This window comes from Sphingosinicella sp. SM1-17, assembly GCF_056821765.1.
Genome location: NZ_JBPDIO010000001.1, coordinates 2069739 through 2093293 on the forward strand (window position 1 = coordinate 2069739; position 23555 = coordinate 2093293).

Genomic DNA, 23555 nt, shown 5'->3' on the forward strand with positions numbered 1-23555 from the left:
GCGTAGCGAGCTGAGCGCCTCTCCGGGGTCAACCCTGACCGGCTCAGGCGAGCACGTTGAGCGCCGCTAATCGGATCGGCTCGCGGTCGAAGGCGAGGAACGCCGGGTCCATCGAGGTGTCGAAATCGGCGCGTTCGCCGGTGATCTGGCGCGCGATCAGGCTGCCGATCGCCGGGGCGAGCTTGAAGCCGTGCCCGCTGCAGCCATTGGCGACGTAGAAGCCCGCCAGCGGAGTCGCGCCCACGATCGGGTGCATGTCGGCGCGATTAATCGTGTAGAGCCCACTATAGCCCCGGATCGGCCCCTTCAGATCATCGAGGCGCAGTCGGTGCTGGAGCGCGAACAGCTTGGGGTGGAGGAATTCGTCGTCGACGAAGCGCGCGAACTCGTCCGGGTCGGCAATCGCCTCGCGCTCGTCTTCCTCCCGGACCGAGCCGACGATGATCTGCTGTCCCCGGTTCTGCGGACGGAAATAGATGCCGCCCGGAAGATCGACGCAGACGGGCAGGGGCTCCGCAACTTCCGCGGGTCGATCGATATGGACGATCTGGATCCGGGTCGGCTCGAGCGGCCAGCGATCGAGACCCTGCTGTGCCAGGAAGTCGAGGCACCAGGACCCGGCGCCGAGCAGGACGGCGCCGCAGGAGAGGGTTTCGCCCGAGGCCAGGCGGACGCCGCGGACTGAGCCGCCCTCCGCCTCGATCCCGTCGACCGGACTGTTGAAGCGAAGCTCGACGCCGAGCGATCGTGCCGCGCCGATCAGGTCCTGGAGCGCGTCGACCGGGTCCATATAGCCGCCGTCGCGCTCGAACAGGTGGCCGCCGCCGCCGCGGCAGTCATGCGCCTCGCCGCCGACCAGGTCGGGCGCGACCCGGCATGCGCTGATCGAGGGAAAGTTTCGCGCCAGATCCTCGTCGTCGAGCGAGTCGGCAGCGACTCCGAGCGAGGACAGACGCGCCGATTCCTTTCTTGCCCATTCGCTGTCGTTGCCGAGCCAGAGGACTCCGATCGGGTGATAGCGGGCGATCGGTTCGGAGACGCCCAGAAACTCGCTCCAGTGGCGGTAGGCGGAGATGCCGTCGGTGGCGAGCTGGACGATCTCCGGATTGGAATATTTGAACCGGCAAACCGCGGAGGAGGCGCCGGTCGAGCCCTCCGCGGGGCCGGCGCCCTTGTCGAGGACGACGACTCGAAGCGCGGATCGGCGGGCGATCTGGAAGGCGGCGCTCATCCCGATGATCCCGGCGCCGACGATCACGACATCGGCAGTCTCAGCCATAAGGCAACACTCCTGCTTTGATTGGACGGTCTAGGCGCCGAACCGGTTGACGAATGGAACCAGCGCGCCGGCGAAGATTGCGGACATCAATCGTGACCCCTTGATCGGCTTCAGGTCGGTCACGGGCAGGGCCAGCCGCTCGGCGGGTTCGCCGAGGATGAGCCGGGCGGCCTCGCGCGCGGCGAGCGCGCCCAGCGTGAGCCCGAAACCGTTGCAGCCGGTCACCGCGACCATTCCGTCCCGGCTGAACAGCCGCGGCAGGCCGTCGGGCGTCAGCGCGATCCGACCGGAGGAGAAGCGCGTGAAGGGGGCGAGCGGGTGGTCCGGGAACGCCGTCCGAAGCCTTCGAAGGGCGGGCCTGATTGCCACGGTCGGATCCGCGGCCGGATCGGATATGAGAAAGCTGACGGCGAGCCGTCCGTCGGCGGTGATCGCCGGCGCGAAAACCGCCTTGTCGTCCAGGTCGACGACCGGACCGCGTTTGGGGAGCAGCGAAGCGGCGCGGTCGGCGATCGGATCGGTCGTCGCGAAGCCGCAGCCGGCGGTGAAGGTCGTGCGGTCGAGACCCGGCCAGATCTCGCCGCCCGCCGTCCCGCAGGCGACCAGCAAATGCGGAGCGATCGCCTTTCCTTCCGGAGTCGTCGCCACCCACAGGCCGCCCTGCTTCGTCACCCGGCTCACCGGCGTGCGGAAGTGGATCGCCGCGCCCTGCCGCTTGGCCGCTTCGATAAGGCCGGCCAGCAGCAAGGCGGGGTTGAGCGAGCCGCCGTCGGGGAGGAGGATCCCGCCGGCATATTTCGGCGAACGAATGTGGTCCGAAAGCTCGCCTGGGCCGAGCGTCAGCGCGGCGCCCCCGTAAGAGGCCCACTTGTCGAACCTGGCGCTCGCCTGGCTGAGGCTGCGCTCGCTTCGGCTAAGGCACAGCAGGCCGGTGCGTGCTTCGCATTCGATTCCGTGCCGGGCGATGGTTTCGAACAGCCATCGCCCCGACGCGGCGACGGCGCGGTTCAATCGCTCGCCCTGCTCCCGCCCGAGCCTTGCGATGACGCTGTCGGGGCTTTTCCTGGCGCCGTAGAAGAGCGGACCGATCTGGCCGGCGCTCGCTGCCGAACCATTGCTCGCAAATCCTCCGCCATCGAGGACCACCACCGAACGGCCGGCCGTCGCCAGTTCCAGAGCGGCGATGGCCCCGGCGAAACCGGCGCCGACGACGATCACATCGGCCGAAACCGGGTCCTGGAGCGGAATCGATGCCGGCGTCGCGCTTCCTGCCGTCCAGGCCGGGGCGACGCCGCGCTTCATTGGCCGCCGGCTTCGAAATGAGCGGCGATCGCCTGGAGGGCTCCGGACAAGTTCGCATGGAGCAGCGCGCCGAGCGCTTCGGGGTCCTCGTCCATCGGGTTGGCCATCGCCGTCCAGGACAGCAGGCTCGCACCGCCCGCCGGGGTGACCTGCGCCAGGCCGAGATAGTGCGTGCAGGGCAGGGGGCCGGGATCGAGGATCCGATAGACATAACGGAAGAGGGATGGATCATATTCCTCGATCCGCTCGACGACCTGATGGCCCCCAACCAGATGGTAGGTCCTGATCGCGCCTGCACCCTCGCCGACCAACTCGACCCGCTCGATCATCCCGCCGCCGGGCACGAGGCTGGCGAGATCGCCGACCACCGCCCAGACCTCGGCCGCCGGCCGATCGAGGCGGATCGCACGATGACATCGAACCGAGGGGACGAACAGGTCGGCAAGCATGGGCATATCCATTCCCTTCTTCAGAAGGCCGCCATGACCTCGATCTCGACGAGGCATTCCGGAAAGGCGAGCCGCCGGACCTCGACCGCGGTGGCGGCAGGCAGAGCACCTGCATAGGCGTCGATCCGGCGGCTGTTGGCAGCCAGGAAAGCGTCCATATCGGTGACGAACAGGGTTTCCTTGACGATGTCCGCCATGCCGAGGTCATGTGCTTCAAGAGTCCGGGCGATGGCCTGGTAGATCGTGGCGATCTGGCCGCCCATGTCCCCGGATGCGACCGGCTTGAAGGAATCGTCGACGGCAAGCGTGCCGGCGACGAGCAGCCAATCCCCGGTCCTCACCGCCTGAGCGTAACCGAACGCCTTCTCGCCTTCCGGTCGCAGGTGAAATCGGACTTGTTCGGTCATGATCTTCCTCAGAATCGGAAGCCCAGCTCGACTCCGACGATCCGGCCGGGGTCGGGCTGGATCGCGTCGCTGTTGAGCGGGACGAGGGCGGCGGCGAAGATGTAGCGGGAAAAGGCGCTGGTCGCGTAATCCCGCTCGAACAGGTTGCGCACGAACAAGGTCGCGGTCCAGTTCGACCCTTCCAGACCGAGCTGGGCATCGACGGTGCCGTAGCTGCGCTGGAAGAGATAGAGCTCGTCATTCTGCGGGAACTGAAAATCCTGGAAGGACTGCCTGCCGATGATGGCGGCATCGACCCGGGCGCGACCCGTCAAGCTCCCGCTAATCGGAAAGCGGTACTGGGCGCCGGCATTGAGGGTGAATTCCGGTGCATTGGGCATCTGCTGCCCGACATACAGTTCGGTGCCGTTGAAATCGTCGATCCGGGCGTCGAGATAGCCGAAGGCGGCACTGAGCTCGAGGCCGCGAATGGGCCGGGCGTTCAGCTCCAGCTCGAAGCCGGTGATTTCCACCCGATTGGCGTTCAGCGAACCCTGAGTGATCGTTGCGGGGTCGAGTTGGAAGATCTGCGGATCGAGATGCTCGGTATAGAAGGCCGCGCCGTTGAAGATGAGCCGGCGATCGAGCAGGGTCGACTTGAATCCGAGCTCGTAGTTGCGCGACGTCTCCTCCCCGAGAACCCGTGGAAAGGCCGGTCCGGCCGCGGCGGGATTGAAGCTGCCGCTCTTGAAGCCCTGCGAATAGGTCGCATAGACCATCAACTGCCGCGAGGGACGATAGGCGATCGACACTTTCGGCTGGAGCGCCTCGAACGTTTCCTCGGTGACGAGCGAGGAAAAGAAGTCGTCGATGCGTCCTTCGGTGGCGTCGTAGCGAAGTGCGGCGGTGAGCTCGAGCTGCGGCGTCAGGTCGAAATTCAGCTGTCCGAACAGCGCATATTGATCGAAGGTGATCCGGTTGTCGGCGAGCGGCGCCGCCAGCGTGCCTCCCGACGCGAAGCTGCCGCCGGGGCCGCTGAAACAGCTTCCCGCGAACAGGCACAGGTCGAGCACCGCCGACGTCTCGATGTCGCGGCGTGAGTGCTGGTAATAGGCGCCGAGAATGTAGCGCAGCCTTTGTCCGCCCGGCGAAGTCAGCCGTATCTCCTGGCTATAGGCTTCGGTGTCGCGGGACTGCTGGGCGTTGGGCACCAGCGGGAAGGGCGACAGGTCCAGGTCCTGTCGGAAGAAGACGTCGATCCGGTTGTAGGCGGAGATCGAGGTGAGGGTGGCGAAGCCGGCATCGTAATTGACCAGCATCGACAGGTCGGTGATTTGGCGCTCGGTCAGCGATCTTGTGTCCTGGGACGGCCGGATCGCGGCGATGTCCTCGGTGATCGCGCCCCCCTGGCCGAGCACGTCGGCGCGGCTGAACCATGTCGAGCCGCCGGTCTCGTCCGTATGAGCGGCGCGAAGATCGATCTCCAGGCCGGGCGCGGGCGTCAGGATCAATCGGCCGGTGAGGCGTGACTGTCGGCTTCGGTCGATTCCCTCGCCGTCGAACTGGTTGATGATGGTGCCGTCGCTGTCGCGGTGGGATACGGAAATGCGGGCCAGAACCGTATCTTCGACGATCGGGCCGGCAACCGCTCCGAAAACCCGCCAGGCATCGCCGGTCTGGTAGCTTGCCCGGGCTTCGCCTTCCCATTCGTTGGTGGGGCGACGGGTGGTGATGTTGATCGCGCCCGCGATCGCGCCTCGACCGTAGAGTGCGCCCTGCGGCCCCTTGAGAACTTCCACCCGCTCCACGTCCGTGAGGTCGATCGTGAAGGCGTCGGAATCGGGAAGAACCACACCGTCGACCGAAAAGGCGACCGCGGCTGCCTGGTTGCGGTTGGCGCCCAGACCGCGGATCGCGATGTTGTTCGTTGCTGTATCCTGATCGTTGTTGATCCGGACGTTGGATGTGACCGCAAGAAAGTCGTCGATCCGCTCCAGGCGCCGCTCGGCGATATCGTCGGCGGTGAATGCGGTAATGGAATCAGGAACGTCCTGAAGGCTTTCGGCGCGACGCCGAGCCGTGACGATGATGTCGGCGCCGCCTTCGGCATTTGCGGTCGCGGCGCATTGCTGCGCCTCGGCCGACCCGTCGGGCGCCGCTGCACAATCGACGGTTTCCTGAGCCGCTGCGGGAACAGTCAGCGCCGCCAAAGCGGACGACATCAGTGCCGCCGCGATCCGATCTTTCCTCATCTTCCTCTCCCCCTTGGCGGCGTCTCTTGGCCGTTTCTTCTAGGCGAATCTGCTCATGTCACTCGAAGTCGCTGGGCAGCGGGTCTTCCTCCGTTTCATTCTCCCAGGCCGTCGCGATGATCCGCCAGCGCCCAGCCTCGCGAACGAGGTGAGCGAAAGTCACGCCGCGTCGGGCCTCGCCGTTGATGGTCGCGACGAAGCTGCTTCGAACGCTCGCGAGATTGGCATAGCCGGTCACCTCCCGGCTGGTTTCGACTTCGGAGAGCTGCGCGACTGCGCCGCTGGTCCGCTGGGCCTCCATGCCTGCGATGAAGGCTTCGAGTCCGATCGGGGTCGCTGCTCCGCTTCCCATCGGCACGAGCAGGATGTCGGGATGGCAGCAGTCACGAAAGGCGGCCCAGTCCGGCGCCTTGTCCTCGCTCCACCCGACCGCTTCATAGAGCCGGGGGCAGACCCTGCCGATTTGTTCGATATCCTCTTCCGTCAGTCTCGCCCCCATGACGCTCTCCTCGTCTTTCGATCAGTTGATGAAGCTCGCCGACGGGTGCGCGCGCGGATAATCCCGAACGTAGCGAAGGAATCTCGATAGCGACTTGTCGCTCTTGGTGAGCGTCCCCGGCCGGAACCTCGCCCGCTCGACGATCGGCAGGTCCTCCGTGGCGACGTGCACCTCAAGGTCGTACATCGCGTCCAGGAAGGCCTTCGTCCCTTGCGGATCGGACGGATCGTCCTCGACGGCGACGGCGAAGAACATCCGGCATTCGCCGGGGCGCGGAAGCCCCATCGGCGCCACAAAGCCGAACCAGCGGCCGCCGAGCATCCCGTGCTGCCAGTAGATGCTGGTGCCGAAGATGCCGACGTCGAACTCGATCCGGGTACCGTCGCGCATCGTGCCCTTGAGCTCGTAGGTCATCGAATGCGGCGCCCAGCGAACCTCGTCGTGCGGCTGCTCGCTGTCGAAGGTGATCCCGTGAACGACATTGATATGCTGCATGTCGGGCGTGTTGCAGCAGATCACCCAGGGATCGACCGGCATCCGGACGTTCCATTCGCCGATCTTCCAGACGAGATTTTCCGCTGGCTTGGGGAATTCGGGGAGGTCGAACAGCGGCTCGGTACCGTTGAACGCGAAGATGCAGCCATATCTCTCGGTGGTGGGGAAGGCGAACAGCTTCGCCGTTGGCGGAACCTTGTCGCCGGTGCCGGTCGCGACGCAGCGGCCATCCGTTCCGAAGCGCCAGAAATGGAACGGACAGCGGATCGTGCCGTCGACCAACTCGCCGCCGGCGAGGTCCGCGCCCATATGGGGGCAATAAGCGCTGAGCACGCTGGCCTGCCCTTCGGAATCCCGCATCACGACCACGCGTCCGCCGAGGAAATCGAAGCCCGCAAATCCGCCCGGTGCAACGTCGGTGGAAAGGCAGACCGGAAACCAGCTCTGGGTGAACTGACCGTCCTCACCTTCCTTGAGCGGCTCGAGCGGCCGGCGGTGGAGCACTGGTTCGGCGATCGCATTCATGGGCCAACTCCCGTTTCGATCCGGTCATCGATTCGTCATAACGTCCTACGAAAACCGTAAGACGTCAAGACACACACTGCGATATCCGGCATAACTTGACAGATACGCTCAGGAATGCGCATCGTTTGGGCGATTGGCCCTGCAGGTCTAGGCTAAGGCAAGGCGGGGAGAACGGAGTTGGAGAAGATGAGCCAGTCGCGCGGGCGCAGGGCCGAACAGGAAGCGGTCGAGGCACAGCTGGAGGGCCCCGAGCTCAATCGACGGATCATCGAGCTGCTTCAGCAGGATGGGCGAATGGCCTATTCCAGCATCGCGTCGATCGTCGGAGTTTCGGAAGGCACCGTTCGCAACCGCGTCCGCCAGCTCATCAACGACAATGTCATCACTATACAGGCCGAGGCGCTTCCCGATGCGTTCGGCTATACCTTCAACACCATGACCTTCATCAAGGTCGCGGCCGGCGCGGACGTCGATGCGGTTGCGCATCGGCTCGCCGAGGTGCCGGAGGTCTATTACCTCACCATGCTGCTCGGCCGCTTCGATCTCGGAATGGCAACCTACCACAAGTCGCAGGACGACTTTCGCGCCTTCCTGACCCGTCATTGCTACGGCCAGAGCGACATCGCCGAGGTCGAGAACAACCTCATTCTGAAGGTGCACAAGGTCAAGCTCCATTGGAGCCTGGACGGGGTGATGGGGCGCGGCGCGAAATCGTCCTGAGCGGGAGAAAGACGATGGTGGTGAACGAACGGGCAACGCGCATCGAAGCGCCTGCGGAAAGGGTGTGGCACCTCCTTGCCTCGCACGACGGACAGCGCGAGGCGAGCAGAGGTTTCGTCGCGGCGATCGAGTTCGAGGGCGAGGGGCTCGGAATGGTCCGGACGATGCGAACCGAAGGCCATCTCGGCGAAACCCATGTCGTCGAACGGTGCGAACATTTCGACTCGGAAGAGATGGAGCTGGCCTATCGAATCGTCGACACCGGCGGCACCGTTCCGTTCGCCGACTATCTCGGCCGGGCCAAGGTGATCCGGGCCGGGCCCAAAGCGAGCATCCTCATGCTTCGTTCGACCTTCATCCCGGTGGACATGGAAGAAGCCGAAGCCAAGGCGATTTCCGAGACCAATTTTCGCTTGTTCCTCCAGAACATGAAGACGATTGCCGAGCGGGAACCGGCCTGATGCCCGTCCTGGCGACGCCGGTCGGCAACAGCTACAATCATATCAGCTACCTCGTCTTCTGCGCCGAAACGGGGGAGGCGACGGCGATTGATCCCTTCCACCTCGATCTCACCCTGGAGACAGCGCGCGAGCGGGGCCTGGACATCACCCAGATCGTCAGCACGCACGAACATTGGGACCATGCCGGCCGGAACGAGGCGTTGCGCGCCGAGACCGGCGCCAGGGTGCTTGCCGCCAGGGCGGCGGTGGGCGTGATCGAGAAGTTCGACCGGATGCTGGTCGAAGGGGACGTTGTCGATATTGGCTCGAGCCTCTCGCTGCGCGTGCTCGAGACTCCGGGGCACACCATGACCCATATCAGTCTCCTCGGAAGCCAGGACGACGAGCCCTTCCTGCTGTGCGGCGACACTCTGTTCGGGGCGGGAGTCGGCAATTGCGGCTTTGGCGGCCATGTCGGGACTCTTCATTTGACGATCGAGCGACTGAAGGACGAGCTGCCGCCCCGCACTCGGCTCTATCCGGGCCACGATTATCTCGCCCGAAATCTCGAATTCACGCTGAGCCTCGATCCGGACAATGCGAAGGCGGCGGAACTGCTTGAGCCGGCGCGACTAGAAACCCTGTTCACCTCGATGGCCGATGAACTGGAGATCAATCTGTTCTTTCGGCTGGACGACCCCGGCCTGCGCGAGCGCTTCGCACAAGAAGGAGGCTCAGTGCTCGAGGCGGCCGACCGCTCGGTGGTCTTCGCCTGGCTGAGAAAAATCCGGGATCAGTGGTAGCCGGTGTGGGACTTCCACTTCGTTCAGTCGCTCTGGCAATCCGCGGTCGTGCGCGACGCGACCGCTTGCAGGCGAGGAGTGGGCATCAACCCTGATGTTCATCTGTCGCTCAGCCTCTGGCGCCCAGGGTGGGATCCGGCGGGCACCTGCGCCGCCAGCGTATCCTGAAGGAGCCCGTTTCATGCTCAGAAAATTCATGCTTGGCGCTGCCGCGTCGCTCTCCGCACTCGTGATGCTGCCCGGCGCGGCGCAGGCGGATCATCGCGACGGCTATTACGACCGTTCCTATGACGGCTATTATCGCGAGGCGCCGCGCCGTTATCGTCCCGGCGACTATTATGGCGGCGGCTATGATCGCCGCGCCTCCCGCCGAGGCTATTACGACCGCGGTTATTACGATCGCGGCTATGACGATCGTGGCAGGTATGCTCGCGGCTATGGCGACCGACGTTATTATGATCGCCGGCTCTGCGGAAGCGGCACCACCGGAGCCATCGTCGGCGGCGCCGCCGGCGCTCTTCTCGGCCGGGAAGTCGCCCGCGGCGGTAATCGCCGCTATTCGCGCCGCGGCGGCGACGGAACGGTCGGAGCGGTCATCGGCGGCGCCGTCGGCGCCCTGGTCGGACGCGAGATCGATCGAAGCTGCTGACGGCTCAGCGCGCCAGGGAATGGGCGAGTCCTTCCAGGATCATCGTCCATCCCTGGCGCGTCCGATCCTCGTAGGGCGTCCAGCGCGCGTTCATTCGATGCGTCAGGGTGAGCAGCGAGCCGTCGCCGTCGGCGGCGACCTCGACGATCACTCGGCTGCGTTCGTCGCTGAAGCGGGTCCAGAAGTCGAAGGCGAGCCGCCGTGGACGGTCGATCTCGACATATTCGCCGAAATGCTCCGCCAGTTCATCGCCTCTCCGCTCGGAAATGACAAACCGGCCGCCGACCCGCGGATCGAGTTCGCACGTCTCCATGACGCCATCCTCCGTGGCGAACAGCCAGTGGCGGACTTCGGCCGGATCGAGCCAGCAATCGAAGACGCGTTCCGGCGGCGCATCGAATCGCCGCCGGACCGCGAGGACGAACGATTCGTCCGTCATGCGTCCTGCCGCAGTCTCCGGGCAAACTGCTCCAGCTGGCTCGCAACCGTTCCCCAGCCTTCGTGAAAGCCCATCTTCGCGTGCGTGTCGCTGTCGGCCGAGTCCTTGTGGAGCGCAACCGCGCGGTACAAGGTCCGGCCGTCGCCGGTATCCTGGAAGGTGATGATCGCCGTCATCGGGAAGGACTCGCAGCCTTCCGTTGCAAGCGCGGTGGGGCGGAAGCCCGGGCCAAGCGCACTGGTCCACACCAGCCTTTCGCCCTCGACGACCTCCAGCACGCAGCCCGCATTGCCATGGCCGGTGTCGAAGCCGTCCGGTCCCACCATCCGGATTCGGAAGATGCCTCCGGGCCGGACCTCGAGCTCGACTTCCGAGATCTCGTAAGGCTTGGGTGCGAACCAGTGTTTCAGATGGTTCGGATCGGTCCAGGCGCGCCAAACCAGCTCGCGCGGCGCGTCGAGGGTCCGTTCCAGGACGAGATCATGTTCGGCCATTCTTTTCCTCCTCGGCTTTCAGGGTTTCGAGATAGGCTTCCAGCCGATCCAGCTGCGCCTCCCAGAGCACTCGCTGTTCGGCGATCCACTGCTCCGCCTCGCTCAAGGCCCTGGGATCGATCCGGCAAGTTCGGACCCGCCCCTTCTTCTCGCTTTGGACGAGGCCGCTCTGCTCGAGCATCTGCAGGTGCTGAAGCACGGCCGGCAGGCTGATGGTCAGCGGCTTCGCCAGCTCGCTCACGGAAGCAGGTCCGCGGCTTAGTCGGGCGACCATCTGTCGGCGCGTCGGATCGGCGAGCGCCTGGAAAGCAAGATCGAGCGCGGCCGATTCGTTAAGCATGTGCTTAACTAATCAGGCCGAGCCCTTCCGCGCAAGAGAAACTTAGGTGAGTGCTTAACTATTGGGGGCAGGAGGTTTCCGGCCCTTCGATCAGGTCGAGACAGCGACCGTCGATCGTCCCTTCCGGGATGGTCACGTCGATCAGCGCCGCAAGGGTCGGCAGGATGTCGGCCGTTTCCACCGCAAGCGGTTGTTCGAACGGCGTCAGGCCGCCGCGCCAGAACAGGATCGGCACGCGCCGGTCATAGTCCCAGGGGCTGCCGTGAGTGGCGCTGTAGCCGCGGCTCGTGTCGAAGATCGGGGTCACCCGCGGCTTCAGCATCACGTAGAAGTCGCCTGATCGCTCGGGGTCGAAGGAGGCACGGGCGCGCTGGATCAGGGTCCAATTGTCCGGCGGTCCGGATGGCGAAGGCGTGGCGGCGATCTCTTCCTTGGTGAAGACGGCCGCCACCTGGGCGTGAGCACGATAGGCGTTCACCGCTTCGGTGAGGACTCGGCGGCGATCCTCGGGCGACAGGTCGCGGCTCACATACATGTCGCCGAAGGCACCGTCGCCGAACAGCAGCCGCCCGGAGAGGCCGAGCTGCCGGGCGAGGGTTTCGTTCATGGTTCGGGCGCTCAGCGCCGGGTCCACGCGAGCCGCGTCCGGACCCGCCTGCTGACGGATCCGCTCCGGAATGTCATGTCCGCCATGGTCCGAGGTCAGCATCACGACATAGTCGATGCCGGTCCGGTCGAGATGATCGAACAGATCGCCGAGCGCCCGGTCGAGAGCGAGCAGCTGAAGGCACATTTCCGATCCTTCGGTTCCGAAACTGTGGCCGACATAGTCGGTGGCGGAAAGGCCGATCGCGAGCAGGTCGGTGCTTTGTCCCTGGCCCAGGCGGAGTTCGTCGCGCAGAGCGACGGCCAGCGCGAGCACTGCCCCGTCAAGTTCCGGCGATGCCCGGAAGGCATTGCGGTTGCCGGCCTCGCGAGCGAAACGGCCCGCTCCGACGGGACCGCCGCCGCCTTCGAGAGGGATGGCCCGGCTTCGCGCTTCGCAGACCGGCGCGAGTGGCATCGCCTGGCGCGGCGCCGCGAGCGCCTGGGCAACCGCCGAATTGATCCTGCGGACCGATTGCGGAGCTTCGGTTCCCGAATGGCTGACGAATTCAACCCCGCCCCACCACCAGCGCTGGGCCGGATCCCGGCCGCCCATCATCACTGCGGCGCGATCCTTCCCGGCCACGGCGACGGTGCGGCTCGAAGAGTCGGCGCGGCGCATATGCTCGCCCAGCGTGGGCACGCGCAGGTGATGGGGGGAAACGGTATAATTGTCCGAACTGCTGCCTTCGACCCGCTCGTCTTCGGCACAATAGATATATTTGTCCTCGCGCGCCGTTCCGAGGTCGTACCAGTTGTTGGCGATGATCCCCGTCCGCGCCGGCCGCGATCCCGTCAGGATCGTCGAATGGCCGGGGCAGGTCTCGGTCGCAGCGTGCCCCTGATAGCCGGAAGGAAAGACGACGCCCTGCGACAGCCGTCTCAGGCCGCCGGTGAAGGTCTGGCGGTATTGAGCGAACAGGTCGGACGAAAGCTGGTCCACGGAGATGGCGACGATCAGCTTGGGCTGGCCTTGCGGCTGCGCACCCGCCGGGGCCGTTGCCGACATCAGAGCAACCAAGGCGGCGGCGAACTTCAACTTCATCCGATTTTCCCCCGATACACGACTCGCTCCGCCTTGGCACAACGCCGTTACAAATCAACAGCTTCCTCGCCAACTTTCTGGACTTGCGAAGACAAGCGGCTAATCGCCCGAATCCTTTCGAGGAGTGTGGCGTATGGACAGCAGGGACGCGGCGGATCTGATCGCCGAAATTCATGAGGATCGCGAGGAGAATGAGAAAGCGGAGCGATTCCGCAACGGTGCCGCTCTGCTGATCGCCTTCCTCGCCGCAGTGCTGGCCGTCGGCGGCCTCGGCGGCGGCAATGCGACCGACGACATGATCTTCAACAACATCCGCGCCAGCGACACCTGGGCGTTCTTCCAGGCGAAGAACATGCGCCAGACCGTTTATGAGATCGCTGCCGAGGAACTGGAAGCGGAAATCGCGTCCGGTGCCGAAAGCGCGGCGAATCGCGCCCGACTGGCCGAGTATCGCGCAACCATCGATCGCTACGAGAACGAGCCCGATCCGGCCGCACCGGCCGATCCGCTCCGCGGCGAAGGCAAGCGCCAGCTCCGAGCCCAGGCTGAAGCCTATGAGGCAGCGCGCGAGCGTGCCTCCGAACGGGACGATTCCTTCGACCGGGCCGAGGTTTTGCTTCAGCTTGCGCTGGTGCTGGGTTCGGTCGCGATCCTCGCGCTCAACCGCGCGATCCTGCTCCTCGCCGGCGGCCTGGGGGTCGTGGGGGCGCTTCTGACGGCCAACGGCTTTCTGATGCTTTTCCCGCTTCCCTGGTAGCTCGCCCTGTTCAGATACTCGCTTGGGAAGCTGAACGCGAGACTACCATCCAGTTCAGGGCGAGGTCAGAGCGCATCGTTTATTATGACTCCAAGCTGCGGAAAGTGTCGCGGCTTTTCAAAGCAGGAGGTTGCCATGAAGGCTCTGACCAAATTCGTAACCGGCGCCGCGGCCGCTGCCGCGCTGACCGTCACCGCCGTGCCCGCACAGGCCCAGTCCTGGGACCGTCGCGATCGCGGCATCGATGCGGGCGACATCATCGCCGGCGTCGCCATTCTCGGCGGGGTGGCTGCCGTCATCGCCGCCCTCGACAATGGCAATGATCGCTATGGCTACGGCTATGACCGCTATAATCGCGGCTATGGCTATAATGGCTACAATCGCGGCTATGGCTACAATTCTGGCTATGGCTACGGCTATAACCGCTACGACACGGCCCAGGCGGCGGTGAATGCCTGCGGCCGCGAAGCCCAGCGCTACGGTCATAACGTCCAGATCACCGATCTCGACCGGACAAGTCGGGGTTACCGGGTCCGCGGACGTGTGGAGCAGGTCGACTATCGCGGCTGGAATCGTCGCGGCCGGATCGACCGCGAAAGCTTCACTTGCTACGCGGCCAACGGCCGGATCTACGACTTCCGAGTCTGATCCGGGAGATTATGAAGGGGCGCGCGGAGCTTGCTTCGCGCGCCTCCCCATGGCGGATCCCCTCCACCTCTCTTTGGCCGATCTTAGCGCCTGCCTTTACAGGGGCCGAGGCGATGCCTAATCGCCGGCCATGACGGTCCAGCCTTCCGACTCCATCCTCATCATCGACTTCGGCAGCCAGGTTACCCAGCTGATCGCCCGACGGGTGCGCGAGGCGGGCGTCTATAGCGAAATCGTCCCCTTCAGCGGAGCGGTCGGCGCCGTCGATCGGATGAAGCCGAAAGGGATCATCCTTTCCGGCGGTCCGGCATCGGTCACCTTTCAGGACAGTCCGCGCGCCGATCACGCTCTGTTCGAACAGGGCGTTCCGGTGCTGGGGATCTGCTACGGTCAGCAGCTTATGGCGGAGCAGCTTGGCGGAAGGGTCGTTGCCGGCGACCATAGCGAGTTTGGCCGGGCCTTTATCGAGATCGTCGACGACTGCGTCCTGTTCGACGGGCTCTGGGCGAAGGGCGAGCGGCATCAGGTGTGGATGAGCCATGGCGACAAGGTCGAGGCAATTCCCGACGGCTTCCGGATCGTTGCCCGGTCCGAAGGCGCGCCCTTCGCGGCGACGGCCGATGACGATCGCCGATTCTACGGCGTTCAGTTCCATCCCGAGGTGGTCCACACGCCCGATGGGGCGAAGCTGATCGCCAATTTCGTCCGGCACGTCTGCGGTCTTGCCGGCGACTGGACGATGGCGGAGTTCCGGGCGACCAAGATCGCCGAGATCCGCGACCAGGTTGGCAAGGGCAGGGTGATTTGCGGCCTGTCCGGCGGCGTCGACAGTGCCGTGGCCGCGGTTCTGATTCACGAAGCGATCGGAGATCAGCTGACCTGCGTCTTCGTGGATCACGGGCTGATGCGCCAGGGGGAGGCCGAGCAGGTCGTGAGCCTGTTCCGGAACAGCTACAATATCCCGCTCGTCCATGTCGATGCCGAGGATCTGTTCCTGGGCGGCCTCAAGGGGGTCACCGACCCGGAAGCCAAGCGCAAGTTCATCGGCAAGACGTTCATCGACGTTTTCGAGGAGGAGGCCGGAAAGATTGGCGGTGCCGATTTCCTGGCCCAGGGAACGCTTTACCCGGACGTGATCGAAAGCGTCAGCTTCACCGGCGGCCCGTCGGTGACGATCAAGAGCCATCACAACGTTGGCGGACTCCCGGATCGCATGAACATGGCGCTGGTCGAACCGCTTCGGGAACTGTTCAAGGACGAGGTGCGCGAGCTTGGGCGCGAGCTCGGGCTTCCCGAAGCCTTTGTCGGCCGCCATCCCTTCCCCGGGCCGGGGCTCGCCATCCGCATTCCCGGCGAGGTGACCAAGGAAGGCTGCGATATCCTGAGGAAGGCCGACGCCATCTATCTCGAGGAGATCCGCAATGCCGGGCTCTACGATGCGATCTGGCAGGCCTTTGCCGTTCTTCTGCCCGTGCGTACCGTCGGCGTCATGGGCGATGCGCGAACATACGACCATGTCTGCGCGCTTCGTGCGGTCACCTCCACCGACGGCATGACGGCTGACGCCTATCCCTTCGACGCGGCGTTCCTCGGCCGGGTCGCCACCCGAATCGTCAACGAGGTCAAGGGCATCAATCGGGTGGTCTACGACTGCACGAGCAAGCCGCCCGGAACCATCGAGTGGGAGTGACGCGCACGATCCGCGAAGCGGGAATCTTTCGACATGTTCAACCCGGCCTTCGCCGCGCGACCCGGTGGATCGACCGTCAGCGCTTGTGCCCGGAGTTCGGCATCATCACCCTTTCAGCGGGCGGCGACCCGGCCGGCTTCAAGGCTGCTTGATCAGGGAATGAACGACCAGAGGGCCACCGAATTGCTGGAGACGGCCGCCTTCGGCGAGCTTGCCGAGATAGATGGAAGCAAAGCCCAGCTGCTCCGCGAGCATGGCGACGTCGCTGGCGGCCCCCGCATCGTCGCTCGACAGGAAGATCGTTCGCCGCCCGCCGTTCACCTCCGGATCGGCGCCGAGCATTGCCGCCGGCAAGGTGTTGAAGGCCTTGACGACTCTTGCACCCGGGACCGTAGCGGCGACGATCTGGGTGGACAGCCGACCTCCGAGGTCGGCCGGCGTGAAATCGGCGAAGTTGATCGCATTCGTCGCATCCACCACAATCCGATTGGCCCAATCGCCGACGCCTGAAACCGCATCGGGAACGGCCGTGAAGGGCACGGCGAGGATCACGATGTCAGCCGACAGGGCCTCGAAACGCTCGGAAGGGGCGATGCTTGGGCCGAGCTCCTCCGCAAGGCTGGCGAGCGAGGCGGGTCCGCGGGTGTTGGCCACCCGAACCCGAACGTTCCTGCGCGCAAATTGCCGAGCGAGCGCGGTGCCGATCGCACCGGAACCGATGATTGAATAAGCCATGATCTGGTCCTCCCCTGTAGTTGAAGCGGGGCAGCAACCCTTCAGCAAGGTGCGGCCTGGTGCTGGACAAAGAACGATTTAGGAGAAGCCGACATAAGGCGAGTGGCAGGTCCGAAGGATTCGGATAATCTCGCGCGGAACGTTCGAGGAATCCGATATGATATCCGAGCCGGGAACGCCCACGCTCGATCAATTGCGTATCTTGCAGACCATCGTGGATGTCGGCAGCTTCGCCGGCGCGGCACGACGGCTCAATCGCGCGACCTCGGTCATCAGCTATTCCATCGCCAATCTGGAAAATCAGCTCGGCGTGAAGCTCTTCGACCGCCAAACCACGCGGAGGCCGCAATTGACCGAAGCCGGTCGGATGGTCGTGGCCGAAGCGCGAACGATCCTGAATGGCGTCGATGGACTTCGTGCCAAGACCAAGGTCCTGTTGCAGGGCGTCGAATCCGAACTCCACCTGGTGTTCGACATCCTGCTTCCCGAGGCGCGGGTGGTCGACGCCCTCACGAGCCTGCGCGACGCGTTTCCGACCGTGTCGCTCCATCTCCATGTGGAAACGCTGGGGGCCGTCACGCAGCGCGTCCTGGACCGGGAGGCCACATTGGGCGTCAGCGGCCCGCTCGATACGGTCGGGGGTGTCGAACGGATCGGTGTCGGCAGCGTTCGGATGATCCCGGTAGCCGCCCCTCAGCACCCGCTGGCCCTCGCCGGACGCAACCCGCCCGGTGCAGGCCGCGATCATGTCCAGCTCGTCCTGACTGATCGTTCGCCGCTCACCAAAGGCCGGGATTTCGGCGTGATGGGCGCGAGAACCTGGCGTCTTGCTGATCTTGCATCCAAGCACATGCTGCTCAAGGCCGGCATCGGCTGGGGCAACATGCCGGAACCGATGATCGCGGAGGATCTCGAGCGCGGGCGTCTCGTTCCTCTCGACATGCCGGACACTATTGGCGGAGACTATGTCATGCATGCCATCTACCGGACGGACACGCCGCCGGGCCCGGCCGCTTCCTGGTTGATCGAACGGCTGCGCAGCCAGGCGGGGAAGGCCTGAAACCGGTTGCTCGCTGCCGGCAAGACAGGCGGCGAACTTTCGGGGCTCGCCGCCTGTGGGCTGGATGGAAATGGAAAGGCGCATCAGCGGCTCGCCGAACGATCTCGGCGCATCCAGGGCTCGATCAGCGGCAATGCGCCGCTAAGTCATCGATCACTTGCCCCATTCGGGTCCGCCGTCCGTGCAGGTCTGGCCGCCGTCCACGGCCAGGGTCGCGCCCGTTATCCACAGCGCTTCGTCGCTGGCCAGAAAGGCGATGGCGGCCGCGATCTCGTCCGGAGTGCCGGCTCGCCGCAGCGGAATGCGTTCCCACGCCTTCGCCAGCAGCGCCTCGTCCTTCATGATCTCGTCCACCATGCCGGTGACCGTGAGGCCGGGGCAAACGGTATTGGCGCGCACGCCATAACGCCCGTTGTCGCAGGCGATGGAGCGCGTGAGATTGGCAACCGCCGCCTTGGCCGCGTTGTAGGCGGCATGACTCCAGCCGCCGCCGAGGGAGGAGACCGATCCGATGCTCACGATTGATCCCCTCGTCCGGCGCAGGTGGGGCAGGGCCGCCCGCGCCATGTAGAAGACGCTGTCGACATCGGCCCCGAAGCAGGCTCGCCAATCCTCGTCCGACGTGTCGTCCACCGAGCCGACGAGGTTCATGCCGGCAGCGTTGACGAGGGTGTCGAGCCGGCCGAAGCGTTCAACCGTCGCGGTCACAAGGCCGTCGCATTCTTCGCGGCGAGACACGTCGGCGCGATGGACCAGGATCCGGTCCTGCGGCATGGTGGCGGCGGCCTGGGCAAGCCGCGTTTCGCTGCGACCGGAAATGGCGACGAAGGCGCCTTCGGCGAGCAGCCGGCGGGCTGCGGCCTCGCCGATCCCGGAGCCTCCGCCGGTCACGATGGCAACTTTGTCTGCAAATCTCGACATGGCAATTCTCCCGTTCTTGTGATGATGGGATTGGGGTTTCAGGCCTGAGGGGAGCCGTCGAAGGCGGTGCTCCGAGTGAGCGCCTCCCACCGCGCGAATTCGCGGAGCATCTCGTCGAGCTTCGCGGTGGCCGCCTCGTAGGCGTCGGCGCCGAGCAGCAGGCGCTTGGGGGGCGAGGCGACGAGAACCGCCTCCGCTATCGCAGCGGCGGCCTTGGCCGGATCGCCGGGCTGCCGGCCTACGGAGTCGCGATAGGCGCGCCGGGCGGCGCCAGCCGTTGCGTCATAATCGGCGATGCTGTTCGCCGCTTCGCGCGAGGAGCCGGCCCATTCGGTCCGGAAGGCGCCCGGTTCCACCGTCATGACATGGATGCCGAGCGGCGCGACTTCCTTCCGAAGCACGTCCGACAGGCCTTCGACGGCATACTTGGTCGCGCAATAATAGCCGACGGCCGGATAGCCCTCGAGACCGCCGACCGAGGTGAGGTTGACGATGGTGCCTTTCCGTCGCCGCCGCATCCCCGGCAGAACGGCCCTCGCCATCGCGGCAACGCCAAAGAAGTTTACTTCGAAAAGCGCCCGGACGGCCGCTTCCTCGCTCTCCTCGATGGCGGCGAAGTAGCCCAGGCCGGCATTGTTCACGAGCACGTCGATGCCGCCAAACCGTTCCTCGGCATCCCTGACCGCTGCCTGCACCTGGGCCGGATCGGTGACGTCGAGCGGCAGGAGCATCGCCTCGCGTCCGGCAACGAGGTCCGCGACATCCTCCGTCCTGCGCGAGGTGACGACGACGCGCTCGCCGCGATCGAGAAGGTGGGTCGCGATCTGCCGTCCGAAGCCGCTGGAGCAGCCGGTGACGAGCCAGACGAGATTTCGTTCATGGGTCATTTGGGATCCTCCTTCAGTTCGGTGGTCAGGCGCGCTCGGCGTCGTCGGATCGGCGGCGGTAGCGGCAGATCTCGACATCGTCGGCGCAGAGGTTCGGAACCTCGGCCATGAACGCCTGGACGTAGGGTGCCGCGAGATGGGCGTCGAAGTCGGCCGCGCTTCGCCAATGTTCGAAGACGAACCAGGCATTCGGATCGTCCTCGGATTGGTAGATGTCGTAGCGGGCGCAGCCCGGCTCGAGCCGCGTCGTTTCGACGAGGGCAAGCAGGCGGGTGCCGAGCTTTTCGCTCTGCCCGGGCTTGGCGGTGAAGAAAGCGGCGATGGTCAGTTCGTTTGTCATGCGATATCCTTCGCGGCCGCGCGGCCGCGCCTTTCCTGTTGTTGGTTTGATTGGGTGCCGGTCTCGACCGGGCTATTCGTCAGCCGATGGCGACGCTCATTCCGCCGTCCGCCATCACGACCGAGCCGACGATGAAGCCGGCTCGATCGGAGGCGAGGAAGGCAACGATCTCCGCAATCTCCTCCGGCACTGCCGCACGGCCGATTGGTGCCTTGGTTCCATGCTCCGCAAGGAAATCCCGGCCATCTTCCATGAAGTGGTTGAGAAGATTGGTGACCACGTCACCGACGCCAATCGCGTTGACGCGAATGCCGTGTTCGATCGCCTCGAGCGCCTGAGTTCGGGTGAGCTGCGCGAGCGCGCCCTTGGAGGCCGTGTAGGCGGCAATCCCCGGGAATGCGAAATAGGAAGCATAAGAGGCGATGTTGACGATCGCTCCAGACCTATTCGGGATCATCGCCTTCATCGCTTCGCGCGAATGGAGGAAAGCGCCGGTGACGTTCGTCTCCATCTGCCAATTCCAATCTTCGCGAGTCATTTCGACGAGGGGTTTGTAGAGAATGCGACCGGCATTGTTGACGAGGATATCCAGGCGCCCGAAGCGCTCGAGCGCAAGTCCAACCGCCTTTTCGGCCGCGCCATCCTGGGTGATGTCGGCGACGAGCGGCAGCAGCCCGTCGCGGGCGAGGGTTTCGACCGCCGGGTCGATGTCCTCGGCAATGACCGTCGCACCGCGATCATGGAGCAACTCGGCCGTGGCCCGACCGATCCCGCTCGCTGCGCCGGTGACGAGCGCGACCTTGCCATTCACTTCGTTCGCTTCGCTTGTCGTGGAAATCATGAAGCTTCTCCTCCTTCAACATTCGAGCGCCTTGATGCGCTGCTGCAGAGGTAGAGAGGCTCGACTATCTAGTTAATCCGCTATAAACAGAATAGGTTCTTTAGATTATCCGAACAAATCCAGCTTCGGAAAGGGATGGGATGTCCGGCGGAAACGACTTGCGGGCCTTCGTTGCGGTGGCGGAACTGGGCAGCTTCTCCAGGGCTGCCGAACGGCTGGGGCTCTCCCCATCGTCGCTGAGCCAAATCATCCGCAACTTCGAGGAAAGGCTCGGCGTCCGCCTTTTCCATCGGACGACCCGGAGCGTCGCATTGACTCAGGTCGGCGAAAGACTGCTGGTGCGGGTGCGGCCGGCGCTTGCCGAGCTGGAGTCGGCTCTCGCCGATGTCGGATACTTCCGCGATCGGCCGGCAGGACTTGTACGGGTCCGTTGCCTGAGGCTCGCTTACACCTCCTATGTGGAACCCATTCTTTCGACCTTTCACGAGGCTTATCCCGACGTCACGCTGGACATCCTCGTCGACGATGCCGTGGTCGATCTCGTCGCCGCAGGCTTCGATGTGGGCTTCACGCTCGGCGAGGTAATGGAAAAGGATATGGTTGGCGTTCGCCTGGGGGGAACGATGCGTCAGATCGCCGTCGCATCGCCGGACTATGTCGCTCGCCACGGCCGCCCGCAGACGCCTCGGGATCTGCACGACCACAAGTGCTTGCGGTGGCGTTGGCCCGGGCGAACGACACCCTATAATTGGGAATTCTTCAAGGATGGGGACTGGATCGAGGTGGAGGTGTTCGGGCCGCTCATCCTCAGCGAGCAACGGATGACGATCGATGCCGCACTGAGGGGCATCGGCATTGCCTTCTGGGTCGAAAGCGAGTTGAGGCCGTTGATCGAAACGGGTCAGCTCGTTCCGTTGCTGGAGGAATGGTCCGCCCCATTCCCTGGCTTCTACATCTCCTACCCCCAGCAGCGCCAGATGGCGCCAGCCCTTCGCGCGTTCATCGACTGTGTCAGGTCAGGGGCCGCAAAGTCCTGAGCCTCGCGATTGTTCGGGCCGGCTGAAAACCCCTTGTAGAACGCGCTGCATTCACGCTGGCCTTGGCGGCCGGTAGAGCGGCCCCGTCGGCCTACGCCGCTTTGTCATCCAATCGCAGCCGTCATGACCCAGACAGTCGCTTGCGGAGAAAATCGAACAATCAAACCCGATCTTGCCGATTTCCTCGGCAAGTCTGCTGGAGGCCTGGATTGAAAGGGGCAAGCACACCGACCTTTGATCAGTTGAGAGTGTTCCTGACGGTCGTGGAGGTCGGCAGCTTCGCCGGTGCCGCGCGGAAGCTCAATCGGGCGACGTCGGTGATCAGCTACACGATCGCCAATCTCGAAGCCCATCTCGGCTTTGCGCTGTTCGAGCGGGAATCGACCCGACGACCGCGTCTTACGGAAGCCGGACGATCGATCCTGGCGGAAACCCGGAGCATTGCAAACGGGGTCAACCGTCTCCACTCGACAGCGCAGGGGCTTCTGGATGGTCTTGAAGCCAGTGTTTCGATCGTCCTCGACATGATGCTCCCGGCCTCGCGCGTCGTCGACCTCCTCAAGAGCTTTCGTCGCGAATTTCCGACGGTTCCGCTCAATGTCCGCAGCGAAGCGCTGGGCGCCGTTGTCGAGCAGGTGCTGATCGGGAGGGCAATAATCGGCGTCTGTGGCCCGCCCGACGTCGAGATCGCCGGGCTGGATCGGATTGGCGTGGGGAGCGTCGACTTGGTGCCGGTCGCTGCACCGGATCACCCTTTGGCAACGGCCGTTCGAAACCCGGTCGGGGCGGGTCGTGACCATGTTCAGATCGTGCTGACCGACAGGTCAGATGGGACGAAGGGCGTGGATATCGGCGTGGTCGGAACCCATACTTGGCGGGTTGCAGACCTTGCGACCAAACATTTGCTGCTGCTCGGGGGCGTCGGGTGGGGAAACATGCCGGTGCCCATGATACGCGACGACCTCAGAACCGGACGGCTGGTCAAGATCGACTTGCCGGAAATGAAGGGCGGCGCTTACCGCTTCTTTGCAATCCATCGTTCCGCCAGCCCGCCGGGGCCGGCGGCGCGATTCCTGATCGATCGGCTGGTCCGGCAGGTGCCGGACTGGGAACCGGGCGCTGGCGACGTCAATGCGCTGTGACTCGAAGAAGGGTGAAGCCCGTCCATGCGGACTTCACCCATCGGAGCCATGACGTTCAGACGCCGCTTCCCGGCCGACCGGCGAGGAGCTGAAGTTCCCAGGCGAGGTTGGTGGCGGTCGCACCGCCATGGGCGAGCATGATTTCCTGGACTCCCGGAACCGTTTCCGCACGAGCCCAGTCGCGCTGGAGCTCGGCCGTGAAGACACCGCTCGTCAACGGACTGGCGCCGGCCTGGACCATGCGCTGGACGGCTACTTGGTGCGCCTCGAGCGTTGTACCTCCTGAGGCGTCCGTGACGAAATAGACTTCATAACCCTCGCCAAGAGCGTGGATCACCGGAAAGGCGAGACAGATCTCAGTCCATAATGCGGCCATGACCAGCTTCCTTCGGCCGGTGCTTTCGACCCATTCGACTACCCGCGGATCTTCCCACGTGTTGATGGTGGTTCGGTCGATCGGCTTCTGATCGGGGAAGACGTCCTGAAGCGGCTTGATCAGATATCCGCCACGTTCCTCGACCACGGTCGTCAGCAAGGTTGGGACGTTGAACAGCTTGGCGGCTTTCGCGAGCTGGACGACATTGTTGATCATCAAGGCCGGGTCATGGCTCCCGATGCCGCTCACCTGGAAAGGCTGATGATCGATCAGAATGAGTGCGCAATTGTCGGGCGTCAGCAACGCGTCTAGCCCGACAGGGGCTGGTCTGGAAATCGGCATGAATGATCCTTTCGCTT

27 protein-coding genes are annotated in these 23555 nt (G+C 64.7%); 10 read left to right on the top strand and 17 right to left on the bottom strand.

Annotated elements, in window-relative coordinates; translation table 11 throughout:
- Positions 1 to 43: 43 nt before the first annotated feature.
- The 7 genes from ACRYLT_RS10365 to ACRYLT_RS10395 are packed head-to-tail and all read right to left on the bottom strand — an operon-like array spanning position 44 to position 7187.
- Positions 44 to 1279, bottom strand: a complete 1236-nt coding sequence (locus ACRYLT_RS10365; RefSeq protein ID WP_482664020.1) for an NAD(P)/FAD-dependent oxidoreductase — start codon at positions 1277 to 1279, stop codon at positions 44 to 46.
- A gap of 30 nt (positions 1280 to 1309) precedes the next feature.
- Entirely contained in the window at positions 1310 to 2581 is a 1272-nt protein-coding gene (locus ACRYLT_RS10370; RefSeq protein ID WP_482664021.1) for an NAD(P)/FAD-dependent oxidoreductase, read from the bottom strand.
- On the bottom strand, positions 2578 to 3036 hold the full coding sequence (locus tag ACRYLT_RS10375) for an SRPBCC family protein (RefSeq protein ID WP_482664022.1): 459 nt from the start codon (positions 3034 to 3036) through the stop codon (positions 2578 to 2580). Before ACRYLT_RS10375 ends, ACRYLT_RS10370 begins: the two co-directional genes overlap by 4 nt.
- A 14-nt stretch (positions 3037 to 3050) precedes the next feature.
- Positions 3051 to 3437 (bottom strand): RidA family protein, encoded by a 387-nt coding sequence (locus ACRYLT_RS10380; RefSeq protein WP_482664023.1) that lies wholly within the window; start codon positions 3435 to 3437, stop codon positions 3051 to 3053.
- Between the two features lie 8 nt (positions 3438 to 3445).
- Positions 3446 to 5668: a TonB-dependent receptor gene (locus tag ACRYLT_RS10385; protein ID WP_482664024.1), complete on the bottom strand. Its 2223-nt coding sequence runs from the start codon at positions 5666 to 5668 to the stop codon at positions 3446 to 3448.
- A 58-nt stretch (positions 5669 to 5726) separates the two neighbouring features.
- On the bottom strand, positions 5727 to 6167 hold the full coding sequence (locus ACRYLT_RS10390) for a nuclear transport factor 2 family protein (protein ID WP_482664025.1): 441 nt from the start codon (positions 6165 to 6167) through the stop codon (positions 5727 to 5729).
- Between the two features lie 21 nt (positions 6168 to 6188).
- On the bottom strand, positions 6189 to 7187 hold the full coding sequence (locus ACRYLT_RS10395; RefSeq protein WP_482664026.1) for an aromatic ring-hydroxylating oxygenase subunit alpha: 999 nt from the start codon (positions 7185 to 7187) through the stop codon (positions 6189 to 6191).
- Positions 7188 to 7373: 186 nt separating this feature from the next.
- Here ACRYLT_RS10395 and ACRYLT_RS10400 point away from each other — a divergent pair, with 186 nt between their 5' ends.
- From ACRYLT_RS10400 to ACRYLT_RS10415, 4 genes are all read left to right on the top strand, one after another.
- Entirely contained in the window at positions 7374 to 7907 is a 534-nt protein-coding gene (locus tag ACRYLT_RS10400; RefSeq protein WP_482664027.1) for an Lrp/AsnC family transcriptional regulator, read from the top strand.
- Between the two features lie 14 nt (positions 7908 to 7921).
- Positions 7922 to 8368 carry an SRPBCC family protein gene (locus ACRYLT_RS10405; protein WP_482664028.1) on the top strand — a complete coding sequence of 149 codons (447 nt, stop codon included), beginning with the start codon at positions 7922 to 7924 and terminating at the stop codon, positions 8366 to 8368.
- Positions 8368 to 9150, top strand: coding sequence for a hydroxyacylglutathione hydrolase (locus ACRYLT_RS10410; protein ID WP_482664029.1), 783 nt, complete (start codon positions 8368 to 8370; stop codon positions 9148 to 9150). Before ACRYLT_RS10405 ends, ACRYLT_RS10410 begins: the two co-directional genes overlap by 1 nt.
- A 181-nt stretch (positions 9151 to 9331) precedes the next feature.
- The gene (locus ACRYLT_RS10415) at positions 9332 to 9799 is read left to right on the top strand and encodes a hypothetical protein (protein ID WP_482664030.1); all 468 of its coding nucleotides are present in this window, start codon (positions 9332 to 9334) and stop codon (positions 9797 to 9799) included.
- Positions 9800 to 9803: 4 nt separating this feature from the next.
- Here ACRYLT_RS10415 and ACRYLT_RS10420 read toward each other — a convergent pair whose 3' ends face one another.
- Genes ACRYLT_RS10420 through ACRYLT_RS10435 form a run of 4 tightly spaced genes read right to left on the bottom strand, consistent with a single transcriptional unit; the run spans position 9804 to position 12762 of the window.
- Positions 9804 to 10238 (bottom strand): SRPBCC family protein, encoded by a 435-nt coding sequence (locus tag ACRYLT_RS10420; protein ID WP_482664031.1) that lies wholly within the window; start codon positions 10236 to 10238, stop codon positions 9804 to 9806.
- Positions 10235 to 10732 (bottom strand): SRPBCC family protein, encoded by a 498-nt coding sequence (locus ACRYLT_RS10425; protein ID WP_482664032.1) that lies wholly within the window; start codon positions 10730 to 10732, stop codon positions 10235 to 10237. Before ACRYLT_RS10425 ends, ACRYLT_RS10420 begins: the two co-directional genes overlap by 4 nt.
- Positions 10719 to 11072, bottom strand: a complete 354-nt coding sequence (locus ACRYLT_RS10430) for an ArsR/SmtB family transcription factor (protein WP_482664033.1) — start codon at positions 11070 to 11072, stop codon at positions 10719 to 10721. The genes ACRYLT_RS10425 and ACRYLT_RS10430 overlap by 14 nt, the downstream gene beginning before the upstream one ends.
- Positions 11073 to 11130: 58 nt before the next feature.
- Entirely contained in the window at positions 11131 to 12762 is a 1632-nt protein-coding gene (locus tag ACRYLT_RS10435; RefSeq protein ID WP_482664034.1) for an alkaline phosphatase family protein, read from the bottom strand.
- Between the two features lie 133 nt (positions 12763 to 12895).
- On the opposite strand from ACRYLT_RS10435, the gene ACRYLT_RS10440 reads away from it, so the two are divergent.
- The 3 genes from ACRYLT_RS10440 to guaA all read left to right on the top strand — a co-directional run bounded on the left by ACRYLT_RS10440 (position 12896) and on the right by guaA (position 15857).
- On the top strand, positions 12896 to 13519 hold the full coding sequence (locus ACRYLT_RS10440) for a DUF4337 domain-containing protein (protein WP_482664035.1): 624 nt from the start codon (positions 12896 to 12898) through the stop codon (positions 13517 to 13519).
- Positions 13520 to 13654: 135 nt separating this feature from the next.
- On the top strand, positions 13655 to 14167 hold the full coding sequence (locus ACRYLT_RS10445; protein ID WP_482664036.1) for a hypothetical protein: 513 nt from the start codon (positions 13655 to 13657) through the stop codon (positions 14165 to 14167).
- Positions 14168 to 14297: 130 nt separating this feature from the next.
- Positions 14298 to 15857 carry a glutamine-hydrolyzing GMP synthase gene (gene guaA, locus ACRYLT_RS10450; protein WP_482664037.1) on the top strand — a complete coding sequence of 520 codons (1560 nt, stop codon included), beginning with the start codon at positions 14298 to 14300 and terminating at the stop codon, positions 15855 to 15857.
- A 138-nt stretch (positions 15858 to 15995) separates the two neighbouring features.
- On the opposite strand, the gene ACRYLT_RS10455 is transcribed toward guaA, so the two are convergent.
- A complete protein-coding gene (locus tag ACRYLT_RS10455) occupies positions 15996 to 16592 on the bottom strand; it encodes an NADPH-dependent F420 reductase (protein WP_482664038.1) in 597 nt (198 codons plus the stop codon).
- A gap of 160 nt (positions 16593 to 16752) precedes the next feature.
- On the opposite strand from ACRYLT_RS10455, the gene ACRYLT_RS10460 reads away from it, so the two are divergent.
- On the top strand, positions 16753 to 17652 hold the full coding sequence (locus tag ACRYLT_RS10460) for a LysR family transcriptional regulator (RefSeq protein ID WP_482665431.1): 900 nt from the start codon (positions 16753 to 16755) through the stop codon (positions 17650 to 17652).
- A gap of 153 nt (positions 17653 to 17805) precedes the next feature.
- Here ACRYLT_RS10460 and budC read toward each other — a convergent pair whose 3' ends face one another.
- The 4 genes from budC to ACRYLT_RS10480 form a co-directional block, all read right to left on the bottom strand.
- The gene (gene budC / locus ACRYLT_RS10465; protein WP_482664039.1) at positions 17806 to 18573 is read right to left on the bottom strand and encodes a meso-2,3-butanediol dehydrogenase; all 768 of its coding nucleotides are present in this window, start codon (positions 18571 to 18573) and stop codon (positions 17806 to 17808) included.
- Positions 18574 to 18611: 38 nt separating this feature from the next.
- Positions 18612 to 19460, bottom strand: coding sequence for an oxidoreductase (locus ACRYLT_RS10470; RefSeq protein ID WP_482664040.1), 849 nt, complete (start codon positions 19458 to 19460; stop codon positions 18612 to 18614).
- Positions 19461 to 19485: 25 nt separating this feature from the next.
- The gene (locus tag ACRYLT_RS10475) at positions 19486 to 19800 is read right to left on the bottom strand and encodes a putative quinol monooxygenase (RefSeq protein ID WP_482664041.1); all 315 of its coding nucleotides are present in this window, start codon (positions 19798 to 19800) and stop codon (positions 19486 to 19488) included.
- 79 nt (positions 19801 to 19879) lie between these two features.
- Complete coding sequence (locus tag ACRYLT_RS10480; RefSeq protein WP_482664042.1) at positions 19880 to 20641, bottom strand: SDR family NAD(P)-dependent oxidoreductase; 762 nt, start codon at positions 20639 to 20641, stop codon at positions 19880 to 19882.
- Positions 20642 to 20781: 140 nt separating this feature from the next.
- Here ACRYLT_RS10480 and ACRYLT_RS10485 point away from each other — a divergent pair, with 140 nt between their 5' ends.
- Together ACRYLT_RS10485 and ACRYLT_RS10490 are read left to right on the top strand one after the other, a co-directional pair.
- A complete protein-coding gene (locus ACRYLT_RS10485; RefSeq protein ID WP_482664043.1) occupies positions 20782 to 21678 on the top strand; it encodes a LysR family transcriptional regulator in 897 nt (298 codons plus the stop codon).
- 209 nt (positions 21679 to 21887) lie between these two features.
- Positions 21888 to 22820 carry a LysR family transcriptional regulator gene (locus tag ACRYLT_RS10490; RefSeq protein WP_482664044.1) on the top strand — a complete coding sequence of 311 codons (933 nt, stop codon included), beginning with the start codon at positions 21888 to 21890 and terminating at the stop codon, positions 22818 to 22820.
- Positions 22821 to 22875: 55 nt separating this feature from the next.
- Here ACRYLT_RS10490 and ACRYLT_RS10495 read toward each other — a convergent pair whose 3' ends face one another.
- A complete protein-coding gene (locus ACRYLT_RS10495) occupies positions 22876 to 23538 on the bottom strand; it encodes a hydrolase (protein WP_482664045.1) in 663 nt (220 codons plus the stop codon).
- Positions 23539 to 23555: the final 17 nt, after the last annotated feature.